The following is a 12,755-nucleotide window of genomic DNA, read 5'->3' on the forward strand; positions in this document are numbered from 1 at the left end:
CTTCCCGGAACCGTCCGGCGATCGTCGTCGTACGGGGAAGTGCTGGTCAGGCCTTGTCGGAGGGGCCGCCGATCTGGATGCCGGCCATCCGTGTCCACTCGTACGGGCCGGTGCGGACCTTCGCGGCGAACTCGCCGTCGAACTCGTCGTGCATCGTGATCCCGGCCTTGCGCGTGGCGCTCTCGGCGACCGCGTACGTGGGGGCGACCAGATCGCCCCAGCCGCCGTCCTCGCCCACGAGCACGATGCGGGCGCCCCGCTGCCCGATGTAGGCGAGCTGTCCCTCCGCGCCGCCGTGCGCCTTGGCGAAGGCGCCGATCTCCTTGGCGAGCTTCGCCGCCCTGCGCTCCGCGCGGGCCGCCTGCTTGCCGCTCTCCACCTGGGTCTCTGCCGTCTCAGCCATGTTCAGGATGCTACCGACGGGTAGATCGACGCGCGACGGGCGGGGTACGTGGCCTGGGCCACGTACCCCGCCCGTCGGCAGGTGTCGAGCAGCGGGACTACCTCAGGAAGGGGTCGACCGCCACGGCGACGAAGAGCAGCGAGACATAGGTGATGGACCAGTGGAACAGCCGCATCTCCTTGAGCTTGGCCCCGGTCACACCGGCCTTGGCCCGGTTCTGCAGGCCGTGCGCCTCCCAGAGCCAGAACCCGCCGGTCACCAGCGCCACCGCCGTGTAGAACCAGCCGGTGTAGCCCAGCGGGGTCAGCAGCAGCGATACGGCCACCATCACCCAGCTGTAGACGACGATCTGGCGGGCCACCACCCGGTTGGACGCGATGACCGGAAGCATCGGGACGCCGACCCGGGCGTAGTCCTCCTTCACCTTCATGGAGAGCGGCCAGTAGTGCGGCGGCGTCCAGAAGAAGATGACGGCGAAGAGGATGACGGCCGCCCACGACATGGAGTTCGTGACGGCGGACCAGCCGATGAGGACCGGCAGGCAGCCCGCGATGCCGCCCCAGACGATGTTCTGTGAGGTGCGGCGCTTCAGCAGCATCGTGTAGACGACGACGTAGAAAAGCAGGGCACCGAGGGACAGCGCGGCCGACAGCCAGTTGACCAGCAGACCGAACCAGACCGTCGAGATCACGGCGAGGGAGATGCCGAAGACCAGGCACTCGGCCGGGCTCACCATGCCGGTGACCAGCGGGCGCTGCGACGTACGGTCCATCAGCGCGTCGATGTCGCGGTCGATGTACATGTTCAGCGCGTTGGCACCGCCCGCGGAGAGATATCCGCCGACGGTGGTGGCTACCACGAGCCACAGGTCGGGCACACCCTGAGCGGCGAGGAACATCACCGGAACAGTGGTGATCAGCAACAGCTCGATGATCCGCGGCTTTGTCAGCGCCACGAATGCCTTGACACGGGCCCCGAACGGGCGATGGCCCCCTGGGCTGGGAGTCAAGGCGACCCCTGCGGGTCGGGACTCGACGGCCGTCACGCACACCCCTGACAGAGAAATCCCAGCAAGCTCCGGGCGTGAAGGCCCGGTAAAGACTTGCGCGAACCAGACCACTGTAGACGTTGGGGACAGGCCGTTCTTCGCGGGGGTGGGTCGTGTTGAAGAGGCGCGGAAGCTGCAGGTCCCGCTCCTCGTGGCGCGGCGCGTGGCCCGGCCGTCCGGCCGTCCCGATACAGCGCGTGAGCGGCCCTCCCGCTCACCGGAGCGGTACAGAAGTACGAGGACACGCTCATCGGAGGGCCCATAAGTAAGGAGAAGCGCTCATCGGAGTGGCGCAGAAGTGAGCCGTCGCGCTCATACGGGAGGCGAACTCCGCGGGCCGCCTGCACCCTGGAAAGCAGCCGGAAAATGCTTGTTCCGACGGGGGTAGGCTCGACAACGCCCGGTGCGGTCACAGTCACCGGTTTACAACAGTGGAGAGGAGCCCTGACTCAGGGTGAGCACCAAGCCGACCACCACAGATCTCCAGTGGACCGAATTGGACCAGCGGGCCGTGGACACTGTCCGTGTCCTTGCAGCGGACGCCGTACAGAAGGTCGGAAACGGCCACCCTGGTACGGCCATGAGCCTCGCTCCCGCCGCGTACACCCTCTTCCAGAAGGTGATGCGCCACGACCCCGCCGATGCGGACTGGGCCGGGCGCGACCGGTTCGTGCTCTCGGCCGGTCACACCAGCCTGACCCTCTACATCCAGCTCTACCTGGCCGGGTACGGCCTGGAGCTCGATGACCTCAAGGCCTTCCGCACCTGGGGCTCGAAGACCCCCGGTCACCCGGAGTACGGCCACACCACCGGCGTCGAGACGACCACCGGCCCGCTGGGCCAGGGTGTCGCCAACGCCGTGGGCATGGCGATGGCCTCCCGGTACGAGCGCGGCCTGTTCGACCCGGACGCGGCCCCCGGCACCTCCCCCTTCGACCACATGGTCTGGGTCGTCGCCGGCGACGGCTGCCTCCAGGAGGGCATCTCCGCGGAGGCGTCCTCGCTGGCCGGGCACCAGAAGCTCGGCAACCTGGTCCTGCTGTGGGACGACAACCACATCTCCATCGAGGGCGACACGGAGACCGCGGTCTCCGAGGACACCCTGAAGCGGTACGAGGCGTACGGCTGGCACGTCCAGCGCGTCGAGCAGCTGCCCAACGGCGACCTGGACCCGGCGGGTCTGTTCGCGGCGCTCCAGGCGGCCAAGGCCGAGACCGGGCGCCCGTCGTTCATCGCGGCCCGCTCGATCATCGCCTGGCCCGCGCCGCACGCCCAGAACACCGAGGCCTCGCACGGCTCGGCGCTCGGCGACGAAGAGGTCGCGGCGACGAAGCGGGTGCTCGGCTTCGACCCGGAGAAGACCTTCGAGGTCGCCGACGAGGTCATCGCCCACACCCGTGAGGCGCTGGACCGCGGCCGCGAGGCCAAGGCCGAGTGGGAGAAGTCCTTCGCCGCCTGGCGCACCGCCAACCCGGAGCGCGCCGCCGAGTTCGACCGGATCTCCGCCGGTGAGCTGCCCGCGGGCTGGGAGGACAGGCTTCCGGTCTTCGAGCCGGGCAAGGGTGTCGCCACCCGTGCCGCCTCCGGCAAGGTGCTCCAGGCGCTCGGCGAGATCATCCCCGAGCTGTGGGGCGGCTCCGCCGACCTCGCCGGCTCGAACAACACCACGATCGACAAGACGTCGTCGTTCCTCCCGGCGGGCAACCCGCTGCCGGGCGCGGACCCGTACGGCCGCACGATCCACTTCGGCATCCGCGAGCACGCCATGGCCGCCGCCATGAACGGCATCGCGCTGCACGGCAACACCCGCATCTACGGCGGCACCTTCCTGGTGTTCTCCGACTACATGCGCAACGCCGTGCGCCTGTCCGCGCTGATGCACCTGCCGGTGACCTACGTGTGGACGCACGACTCGATCGGTCTCGGCGAGGACGGCCCGACCCACCAGCCGGTGGAGCACCTGGCCTCGCTGCGCGCCATCCCGGGCCTGAACATCGTCCGCCCGGCCGACGCCAACGAGACCTCCATCGCCTGGCGCGAGATCCTGCGCCGCTACACCAAGGTGTTCGGCAAGGGCGCCCCGCACGGCCTGGCGCTGACCCGCCAGGGCGTTCCGACGTACGAGGCGAACGAGGACGCGGCCAAGGGCGGCTACGTGCTCTTCGAGGCCGAAGGCGGCGAGGCCCAGGTCCTTCTCATCGGCACCGGCTCCGAGGTGCACCTCGCCGTCGAGGCGCGCGAGGAGCTGCAGGCGGCCGGCATTCCGACCCGGGTGGTCTCGATGCCGTCGGTCGAGTGGTTCGAGGAGCAGGACCAGGCGTACAAGGACAGCGTTCTGCCGCCGTCCGTGAAGGCGCGCGTCGCGGTCGAGGCCGGCATCGGCCTGACCTGGTACCGGTACGTCGGTGACGCCGGCCGGATCGTCTCGCTGGAGCACTTCGGTGCCTCGGCCGACGCCAAGGTCCTCTTCCGCGAGTTCGGCTTCACCGGCGAGCACGTCGCCGCCGCCGCGCGGGAATCTCTCGCCGCAGCCACGCGCTGACGCCGATATACGACTAGTAGGAGATGCAATTCTCATGACAGACGCACTCAAGCGCCTCTCCGACGAGGGCGTGGCGATCTGGCTCGATGACCTGTCGCGCAAGCGGATCACCTCGGGCAATCTCGCCGAGCTGATCGACCAGCAGCACGTCGTGGGCGTCACCACCAACCCGTCGATCTTCCAGAAGGCGATCTCCTCGGGCGACGGGTACGAGCAGCAGCTCACCGACCTCGCCACCCGCAAGGTCACCGTCGACGAGGCCATCCGCATGATCACGACGGCCGACGTACGGGACGCGGCGGACATCCTGCGTCCGGTCTTCGACGCCACGGACGGCCAGGACGGCCGGGTCTCCATCGAGGTCGACCCGCGCCTGGCCCACCACACCGCGGCCACCGTCGCCGAGGCCAAGCAGCTGGCCTGGCTGGTGGACCGGCCCAACACGCTCATCAAGATCCCGGCGACGAAGGCCGGTCTCCCGGCGATCACCGAGGTCATCGGCAAGGGCATCAGCGTCAACGTCACGCTGATCTTCTCGCTGGAGCGTTACCGCGAGGTCATGGACGCCTACCTGGCGGGCCTGGAGAAGGCGAAGGCCGCGGGCCTGGACCTCTCCCTGATCCACTCGGTGGCCTCGTTCTTCGTCTCCCGTGTGGACACCGAGATCGACAAGCGGCTCGACGCGCTGGGCACCGACGAGGCCAAGGCCCTCAAGGGCAAGGCGGCGCTCGCCAACGCCCGGCTCGCCTACGAGGCGTACGAGGAGGTCTTCTCCTCGGACCGCTGGGCCGCCCTCGACAGGGCGCAGGCCAACAAGCAGCGTCCGCTGTGGGCCTCGACCGGTGTCAAGGACCCCGCGTACAAGGACACCCTGTACGTCGTCGACCTGGTCGCCCCCGGCACGGTGAACACCATGCCCGAGGCCACCCTGGACGCGACGGCCGACCACGGGCAGATCACCGGCAACACCATCGCAGGCACCTACGAGCAGGCCCGCGCCGATCTCGACGCCGTGGCGAAGCTCGGGATCTCCTACGACGACGTCGTCCAGCTCCTGGAGGACGAGGGCGTCGAGAAGTTCGAGGCGTCCTGGATCGACCTGCTCAACTCGACCGAGGCGGAACTCAAGCGCCTCGCCCCTTCGGAGGGCTGACCACCTTGTCTGGTGTTCCCGGAGCCAACCCGCTTCGTGACCCCCAGGACCGACGGCTCCCGCGCATCGCGGGGCCGTCGGGTCTGGTGATTTTCGGGGTCACGGGTGATTTGTCCCGTAAAAAGCTGATGCCCGCCGTGTACGACCTGGCCAATCGTGGCCTGTTGCCGCCGGGCTTCTCCCTCATCGGATTCGCGCGCCGCGAGTGGCAGGACGAGGACTTCGCACAGGAGGTCCACGACGCCGTCAAGCAGCACGCCCGTACACCGTTCCGCGAAGAGGTCTGGCAGCAGCTCATCCAGGGGATGCGCTTCGTCCAGGGCAACTTCGACGACGACGAGGCCTTCGAGCAGCTGAAGACCACGATCCAGGAGCTGGACAAGGCGCAGGGCACGGGTGGCAACTTCGCCTTCTACCTGTCCGTGCCGCCGAAGTTCTTCCCCAAGGTCGTCCAGCAGCTCAAGAAGCACGGCCTGGCGGACCAGAGGGAGGGCTCCTGGCGGCGTGCCGTCATCGAGAAGCCCTTCGGCCACGACCTGAAGAGCGCGCAGGAGCTCAACCAGATCGTGCACGACGTCTTCCCGCCCAACGAGGTCTTCCGGATCGACCACTACCTGGGCAAGGAGACGGTCCAGAACATCCTGGCGCTGCGGTTCGCCAACACGATGTTCGAGCCGATCTGGAACAGGTCGTACGTCGACCACGTCCAGATCACGATGGCCGAGGACATCGGCATCGGCGGCCGGGCCGGCTACTACGACGGCATCGGCGCCGCCCGTGACGTCATCCAGAACCACCTGCTCCAGCTGCTGGCGCTGACCGCGATGGAGGAGCCCGGCTCCTTCCACCCGAAGGCCCTGGTCGCCGAGAAGCTCAAGGTGCTCACGGCGGTGGAGCTGCCGGAGGACCTGGGCAAGCACACGGTCCGCGCCCAGTACGCGCACGCGTGGCAGGGCGGCGAGGAGGTCCCCGGCTACCTCGAAGAGGACGGCATCGACCCCAAGTCGAAGACCGACACCTACGCCGCGATCAAGCTGACGATCAACAACCGCCGCTGGGCGGGCGTGCCGTTCTACCTCCGTACCGGAAAGCGGCTCGGCCGCCGGGTCACGGAGATCGCGGTCGTCTTCAAGCGGGCCCCGTACCTGCCCTTCGAGTCCGGTGCCACCGAGGAGCTGGGCGGCAACGCCCTGGTCATCCGGGTGCAGCCGGACGAGGGCGTGACCGTGCGGTTCGGCTCCAAGGTGCCCGGCACCTCGATGGAGGTCCGGGACGTCACGATGGACTTCGCCTACGGCGAGTCCTTCACGGAGTCCAGCCCGGAGGCCTACGAGCGGCTCATCCTCGATGTGCTGCTCGGCGACGCCAACCTCTTCCCCCGGCACCAGGAGGTCGAGCTGTCCTGGAACATCCTCGACCCGATCGAGGAGTACTGGGACAAGCACGGCAAGCCCGCACAGTACCCGGCGGGCACCTGGGGTCCGGCCGAGGCCGACGAGATGCTCGCACGAGACGGACGGAGCTGGCGCCGGCCATGAAGATCGATCTCACGGAGACCACTTCCAGCAAGATCAACCAGGCGCTGGTCTCGGCCCGCCGCGCCATCGGCACCCCGGCCATCGGCATGGTGCTCACCCTGGTCATCGTCACCGACGAGGAGAACGCGTACGACGCGCTCAAGTCGGCCGGTGACGCCTCGCGCGAGCACCCCTCGCGGATCATCGCGGTGATCAAGCGGGTCAGCCGCTCACCGCGCAGCCGCCGGGACGCCCGCCTCGACGCCGAGGTGCGGGTCGGTTCCGACGCGGGCACCGGCGAGACGGTCGTCCTGCGTCTCCACGGCGAGCTGGTCAACCACGCCCAGTCGGTGGTACTGCCGCTGCTGCTGCCGGACGCCCCGGTCGTGGTCTGGTGGCCGGAGGGCGCACCCGCCGATCCGGCGAAGGACCCGCTGGGCGCGCTCGCCCAGCGCCGGATCACGGACGCGTACTCGGCGGAGCACCCGGGCGAGGAGCTGGCGGTCCGCGCCGACTCGTACACCCCGGGCGACACCGATCTGGCGTGGACCCGCATCACGCCGTGGCGCTCGATGCTGGCGGCCTCGCTCGACCAGCAGTCCGCCCAGGTCGTCTCGGCGACGGTCGAGGGCGAGTCGGAGAACCCGAGCTGCGAGCTGCTCGCCATGTGGCTCGCGGACCGGCTCAAAGTGCCGGTGGTGCGCACCGTCTCCGCCGGTCCCGGTCTGACGGCCGTGCGGATGGAGACCAAGAACGGCGTCATCGTCCTGGACCGTCCCGACGGTTCGCTGGCCACGCTCTCGATGCAGGGCCAGCCGGACCGCGCGGTGGCGCTCAAGCGGCGGGACACCGCCGAGCTGCTCGCCGAGGAGCTGCGCCGGCTGGACCCGGACAACACCTACGCGGCGACGGTGAAGTTCGGCGTGGCGAAGCTCGCCGGACAGGCGGAGCCGAAGCCGGCCGAGCCCGCGGCGGACGCCGCCCCGGCCGCCGCGAAGAAGACCGCGGCGAAGAAGGCGGCGTCGAAGTGAGTGCTCCTCAGCTTGTCGTGCACCGCGACAAGGAGCTGATGGCGCAAGCCGCCGCGGCCCGGCTGATCACGAGGATCGTGGACGCCCAGGCCGCACGCGGCTACGCCTCGGTGGTCCTCACCGGCGGGCGCAACGGCAACGGCCTGCTGGCCGCGCTCGCCGCCGCGCCCGCCAGGGACGCGATCGACTGGTCGCGGCTCGATCTGTGGTGGGGCGACGAGCGGTTCCTGCCCGAGGGCGATCCGGAGCGCAATGTCACGCAGGCCCGTGAGGCCCTGCTGGACTCGGTGGATCTCGACCCGTCCCGGGTGCACGAGATGCCCGCCTCGGACGGCCCCTGGGGCGGCGACGCCGACGCGGCGGCGGCCGCGTACGCCGGGGAACTGGCCGCCGCGGCCGGTCCCGAGGACCACGGCCCGGTGCCCACGTTCGACGTGCTGATGCTGGGCGTCGGCCCGGACACGCATGTCGCGTCGCTCTTCCCGGAGCTGCCCGCGGTACGGGAGACCGAGCGCACCGTCGTCGGTGTGCACGGCGCCCCCAAGCCGCCGCCCACCCGCATCTCGCTCACGCTGCCCGCGATCCGGGCGGCGCGCGAGGTGTGGCTGCTCGCCGCCGGTGAGGACAAGGCGGAGGCCGCGGAGATCGCGCTCTCGGGTGCCGGGGAGATCCAGGCCCCGGCGGCCGGTGCGTACGGACGCGGCCGCACCCTGTGGCTGCTGGACGCGGCGGCGGCCTCCCGGCTGCCGCGCGCGCTGTATCCGCCCGCCTCTCCCTGACCGTCCGTCAGTACGGTTGCGCACGGGCCCGGTTCGCTCCTCGGAGCGGCCGGGCCTGTCGCGTGAAAGGATCGCGCCATGGTGCGTATCGGAACCGTGGTGATGGGCGCGTCGGACGTACGGCGTGCGACGGCGTTCTGGAAGGCGGCGCTCGACTACGTGGAGCGTGAGCCGGCGACGGACGACGACTGGGTGGTGCTGGTCCCGGCCGGGGGGACCGGCGTCGGCCTGGCCCTGGACCTCAGCGGTACGCCCGTGCAGGAGGTCCCCCGGGTCCACCTCGATCTGTACACCGAGGAGCAGGACGCCGAGGTGGACCGGCTGATCGCGCTCGGCGCGGTGCGGGTGGACTGGGATCTGTACCCGGACGACCCGGACTTCGTCGTACTGGCGGACCCCGAGGGCAACAGATTCTGCGTCATCGACACCACGCACGGCTGACCGGGCTCACCCGGCGGGCGGGACGCGCTCCAGGAAGGGTTCCAGCAGGCCGGGCACGGCCTCGGCGGCGAACCGGAGGCCCTCGCTCACATCCGTGTCGTACGCCGTGTACGCGCCCGCTCCGGCGGCCGTCGTCGCGGTGACGCTCAGCACCCCGGCCCGCCGCTGGAAGTAGGTCTGGCCGACCGTCCAGCCGATGACTCCGGCCCGCTCCAGCGCGGCGGTCGAACGCCGGACCGTGCCCGAGCGCATCACCAGGTAGTCGCCGCTGATGGCGTGTCCCAGGCCGCGGTACGCGTCCCTGGCCAGGAACACCCCGGCCGGCAGCCCCACGACGGCGCAGCCGAGCGCGATCCAGAGCAGTACGGGGGTCAGCAGCGTGCCAAGGAGGGCCAGCGCCGCCACCGGGACCAGCACGGCCCAATAGGCCCGGCGCAGCCTGCGGCCGCGGGCCGCGAGCGGGTGCCCGGTCAGCGGGGCGCCGGTCGGGGACGTGGTCTCGCGCAGCACGTCGGCGGCCACCGCGTCGGCCACGGGCCGGGGAGCGGCGGGCAGCAGGGTGTTGTGGTCGCCGTGCTGTTCCTCGTCGTCCTTGGCGAGTCCGGTGGTGATCGCGTCGACCCGGGCGGCGCCGAAGGTCCGGACGCCGAGCGGTTCGACGAGGTCGACGCCGCGCAGCCGCCGTTCCTCGATGGAGACGGACCGGGAGGTGAGCAGTCCGCGCCGGATGCGCAGGGTGCCGCCGGGTTCGCGCTCCAGCCGGTAGTTCCACCACATCTCGACCCACAGGCCGAGCGCGCCGACGACACCCGCGGCGACCGCGGCGACGACGAGGATGACGATCATGGCGGTCAGCGAGGTGTCCCGGAAACGCTCGCCGATCCACTCGATGACCCGCCCCTGTGCCCCGAACCAGTCGCTGACCTGCAGCACCGCACCGGCCGCCGCGCCGCCGAGCGCGGGTGCGACGAAGGAGACCGGTGCGTAGCGGATCCAGCGCGGGTCGAGGGCGACGAGCTCGCCCTCGCGGTGGGTGCCGGGGGTGCCGGTGGTCGTACGTGCCAGCAGTTCGCGGCGGAGCCGTTCGCCCTCGGCCCTGGTGACCGGGTCGAGTTCCAGGGTGGAGTCGTTGCCGGAGTGCTCGCCGGTGCCGATGCGGACGGTGACCAGGCCGAGTGCCCGTTGCAGCAGATGGGCGGTGAGGTCGACGCTGCGGATGCGCTCCCGGGCCAGTGAGCGCTTCTTGACCAGGAGCAGCCCGGTGTGGAGCTCGACCCGTTCGGCGCCGATGCGGTAGCGGGTGCGGCGCCACCGTACGTAGTCGCCGGCGGCCGCGGAGCCGATCAGCAGGGCCGCGCCGGCCAGGACCCAGGCCACGGCGGCCCCGAAGCCGAAGCGTCCGGACAGGCCGAGCGTGGTGGGGACGGCGGCGCCGGCCGCCACCCCGGCCGTGACCAGCGCGCTGACGAGGACCGTGCGCCGGTCCAGCCGCCGCCAGTCGACGGCGGTGGCCGTGGCGGGGCCGTGGCCGCCCCCGGTGTCCGGGGAGGGGGACACGGCCGCCTCCGGGCTCATGTGGCGTCCCCGGGGGTGGCCTGGGTGATCCGGGTCAGCCGTTCGGCGAGCCCGGCCGCCGTTTCGTGGTCGAGGCCCTCGATCCGTACCGCGCCCTTGGCCGACGCCGTGGTCACGGTGACCGTGGCGAGGCGGTAGAGCTGTTCGAGCGGTCCGCGCACGGTGTCCACGGTCTGGATCCGGGACATCGGGGCGATCCGCCACTCCTGCCGGAAGACCCCGGTCCTGACGTACACCGCTTCGTCGGTGACCTCCCAGCGGTGGGTGCGGAACCACCACGAGGGAAGGAGGACGGCGCAGCCGATGCCCAGGACCGCGAGGATCGCGGCGGACAGCAGCAGCCAGAACCGGGCGGGCCCGATGAACGCGCCCAGCACGGCCAGGACGGCCACGGGGGCGGCGGTCAGAAGCAGCCACTGGGCCCGCCACCACCCCACGGCCCTCGGATCCAGTGTGTTGTTCGGCGGCCGCAGCCGCACCGTCCCCTCCCCCGTGGTCATCGGCTCAGCGTCCCCGGCGGGAGCGGTAGGCCCGCACCAGCGCGGCGGTCGAGCTGTCCAGCTGCTCGCCCCCCTCGCCGTCGGTGAGCACCGGCTCGATCTTCTTGGCGAGGACCTTGCCCAGCTCGACGCCCCACTGGTCGAAGGAGTCGATGTTCCAGACGGCGCCCTGGACGAAGACCTTGTGCTCGTACAGCGCGATCAGCTGGCCGAGGACGGAGGGGGTCAGCCGGTCGGCGAGGATCGTCGTCGTCGGGTGGTTGCCCCGGAAGGTCTTGTGCGGCACCAGCTCCTCGGCGACGCCCTCGGCCCGGACCTCGTCCGGCGTCTTGCCGAAGGCCAGCGCCTGGGTCTGGGCGAAGAAGTTGGCCATCAGCAGATCGTGCTGGGCGACCAGACCGGGCAGCAGGTCGGCGACCGGCTCGGCGAAGCCGATGAAGTCGGCCGGGATGATCTTGGTGCCCTGGTGGATCAGCTGGTAGTACGCGTGCTGCCCGTTGGTGCCCGGGGTGCCCCAGACGACCGGCCCGGTCTGCCAGTCGACCGGCTTGCCTTCCCGGTCCACGGACTTGCCGTTGGACTCCATGTCCAGCTGCTGCAAGTACGCGGTGAACTTGGACAGATAGTGGCTGTACGGGAGCACCGCATGCGACTGGGCGTCGAAGAACGCGCCGTACCAGACGCCCAACAGCCCCATCAGCATGGGGACGTTGTCCTCGGCGGGGGCGGTGCGGAAGTGCTCGTCGACGAGGTGGAAACCGTCGAGCATCTCGCGGAACCGGTCCGGTCCGATGGCGATCATCAGCGAGAGGCCGATGGCCGAGTCGTACGAGTAGCGGCCGCCGACCCAGTCCCAGAACTCGAACATGTTGGCGGTGTCGATGCCGAAGTCCGCGACCTTCCCGGCATTCGTGGACAGCGCCACGAAGTGCTTGGCGACCGCGTCCTGACCGGCGTTCAGACCGGTCAGGAGCCAGTTGCGCGCGGAGGTGGCGTTGGTGATCGTCTCGATCGTGGTGAAGGTCTTCGACGCGACGATGAAGAGCGTCTCGGCGGGATCGAGATCGCGCACCGCCTCGTGGAGGTCGGCGCCGTCGACGTTCGACACGAAGCGGACGGTGAGGTCGCGGTCCGTGAAGGAGCGCAGCACCTCGTACGCCATGGCGGGGCCCAGGTCGGATCCGCCGATGCCGATGTTGACGACGTTCTTGATGCGCCTGCCGGTGTGGCCGGTCCACTCCCCCGACCTGATCCGGTCGGAGAAGGCCGCCATCCGGTCGAGCACGGCGTGCACACCCGGCACCACGTTCTCGCCATCGACCTCGATCACCGCGTCGCGCGGGGCACGCAGCGCGGTGTGCAGAACGGCGCGGTCCTCGGTGGTGTTGATCTTCTCGCCGCGGAACATCGCGTCCCGCAGCCCGGCCACCCCGGTGGCCGCGGCGAGCTCACGCAGCAGCCGCAGCGTCTCGTCGGTGACCAGGTGCTTGGAGTAGTCGACGTACAGATCGCCGACCCGGAGGGTGTATCCGGTGCCGCGCTCCGGATCGTCCGCGAAGAGCTGCCGCAGATGGGTCGTCCCGAACTGCTCGCGGTGCTTGCCCAGAGCGGTCCACTCGGGCGTCTGGTTGAGCCTGGTTCGGCTTCGTGTGTTCATCCCGGATATCAGCCCAATTCTTCTCGTGCCTGCAGATGCCCCGCTGCACCTCCAACCTAATTGATCAGAAGGGCCGACGAGGCAATGGGGACCGGCGGCACGCAAAAGC

11 protein-coding genes are annotated in these 12,755 nt (G+C 70.4%); 6 read left to right on the forward strand and 5 right to left on the reverse strand.

What is annotated here, in order from left to right; genetic code table 11:
- Window positions 1-46 precede the first annotated feature (46 nt).
- On the reverse strand, window positions 47-403 hold the full coding sequence (locus tag ACFVH0_RS10570) for a hypothetical protein (RefSeq protein ID WP_385819204.1): 357 nt from the start codon (window positions 401-403) through the stop codon (window positions 47-49).
- 97 nt (window positions 404-500) lie between these two features.
- Window positions 501-1,454 carry a heme o synthase gene (locus tag ACFVH0_RS10575; RefSeq protein WP_385819205.1) on the reverse strand — a complete coding sequence of 318 codons (954 nt, stop codon included), beginning with the start codon at window positions 1,452-1,454 and terminating at the stop codon, window positions 501-503.
- A 451-nt stretch (window positions 1,455-1,905) separates the two neighbouring features.
- Between ACFVH0_RS10575 and tkt the strand changes: the two genes are divergently transcribed.
- The 6 genes from tkt to ACFVH0_RS10605 all read left to right on the forward strand — a co-directional run bounded on the left by tkt (window position 1,906) and on the right by ACFVH0_RS10605 (window position 8,914).
- Complete coding sequence (tkt, locus tag ACFVH0_RS10580) at window positions 1,906-3,993, forward strand: transketolase (protein ID WP_385819206.1); 2,088 nt, start codon at window positions 1,906-1,908, stop codon at window positions 3,991-3,993.
- A 34-nt stretch (window positions 3,994-4,027) separates the two neighbouring features.
- Complete coding sequence (gene tal / locus ACFVH0_RS10585; RefSeq protein WP_385819207.1) at window positions 4,028-5,146, forward strand: transaldolase; 1,119 nt, start codon at window positions 4,028-4,030, stop codon at window positions 5,144-5,146.
- A 5-nt stretch (window positions 5,147-5,151) separates the two neighbouring features.
- Window positions 5,152-6,684 (forward strand): glucose-6-phosphate dehydrogenase, encoded by a 1,533-nt coding sequence (zwf, locus tag ACFVH0_RS10590; RefSeq protein ID WP_385819208.1) that lies wholly within the window; start codon window positions 5,152-5,154, stop codon window positions 6,682-6,684.
- Window positions 6,681-7,694, forward strand: a complete 1,014-nt coding sequence (gene opcA / locus ACFVH0_RS10595) for a glucose-6-phosphate dehydrogenase assembly protein OpcA (protein ID WP_385819209.1) — start codon at window positions 6,681-6,683, stop codon at window positions 7,692-7,694. The genes zwf and opcA overlap by 4 nt, the downstream gene beginning before the upstream one ends.
- Window positions 7,691-8,473: a 6-phosphogluconolactonase gene (pgl, locus tag ACFVH0_RS10600; RefSeq protein WP_385819210.1), complete on the forward strand. Its 783-nt coding sequence runs from the start codon at window positions 7,691-7,693 to the stop codon at window positions 8,471-8,473. Before opcA ends, pgl begins: the two co-directional genes overlap by 4 nt.
- A gap of 78 nt (window positions 8,474-8,551) precedes the next feature.
- Window positions 8,552-8,914, forward strand: coding sequence for a VOC family protein (locus ACFVH0_RS10605; RefSeq protein ID WP_385819211.1), 363 nt, complete (start codon window positions 8,552-8,554; stop codon window positions 8,912-8,914).
- A gap of 6 nt (window positions 8,915-8,920) precedes the next feature.
- Here ACFVH0_RS10605 and ACFVH0_RS10610 read toward each other — a convergent pair whose 3' ends face one another.
- Genes ACFVH0_RS10610 through pgi form a run of 3 tightly spaced genes read right to left on the reverse strand, consistent with a single transcriptional unit; the run spans window position 8,921 to window position 12,646 of the window.
- Entirely contained in the window at window positions 8,921-10,489 is a 1,569-nt protein-coding gene (locus ACFVH0_RS10610; protein ID WP_385819212.1) for a PH domain-containing protein, read from the reverse strand.
- Window positions 10,486-10,989, reverse strand: a complete 504-nt coding sequence (locus ACFVH0_RS10615) for a PH domain-containing protein (RefSeq protein ID WP_385819213.1) — start codon at window positions 10,987-10,989, stop codon at window positions 10,486-10,488. The genes ACFVH0_RS10610 and ACFVH0_RS10615 overlap by 4 nt, the downstream gene beginning before the upstream one ends.
- Before the next feature lie 4 nt (window positions 10,990-10,993).
- Window positions 10,994-12,646 (reverse strand): glucose-6-phosphate isomerase, encoded by a 1,653-nt coding sequence (gene pgi, locus ACFVH0_RS10620; protein ID WP_385819214.1) that lies wholly within the window; start codon window positions 12,644-12,646, stop codon window positions 10,994-10,996.
- Window positions 12,647-12,755 lie beyond the last annotated feature (109 nt).

The sequence above is a fragment of the Streptomyces sp. NPDC127117 genome, assembly GCF_042677325.1.
GTDB lineage: Bacteria > Actinomycetota > Actinomycetes > Streptomycetales > Streptomycetaceae > Streptomyces.

What these genes read in the sequence shown, in the direction of transcription:
- ACFVH0_RS10605 (WP_385819211.1), top strand. Translation starts at nt 8,552, where the DNA reads ATGGTGCGTATCGGAACCGTGGTGATGGGCGCGTCGGACGTACGGCGT.
- ACFVH0_RS10615 (WP_385819213.1), bottom strand. Translation starts at nt 10,989, where the DNA reads ATGACCACGGGGGAGGGGACGGTGCGGCTGCGGCCGCCGAACAACACA.
- pgi (WP_385819214.1), bottom strand. Translation starts at nt 12,646, where the DNA reads ATGAACACACGAAGCCGAACCAGGCTCAACCAGACGCCCGAGTGGACC.
- tal (WP_385819207.1), top strand. Translation starts at nt 4,028, where the DNA reads ATGACAGACGCACTCAAGCGCCTCTCCGACGAGGGCGTGGCGATCTGG.
- ACFVH0_RS10570 (WP_385819204.1), bottom strand. Translation starts at nt 403, where the DNA reads ATGGCTGAGACGGCAGAGACCCAGGTGGAGAGCGGCAAGCAGGCGGCC.
- ACFVH0_RS10610 (WP_385819212.1), bottom strand. Translation starts at nt 10,489, where the DNA reads ATGAGCCCGGAGGCGGCCGTGTCCCCCTCCCCGGACACCGGGGGCGGC.
- opcA (WP_385819209.1), top strand. Translation starts at nt 6,681, where the DNA reads ATGAAGATCGATCTCACGGAGACCACTTCCAGCAAGATCAACCAGGCG.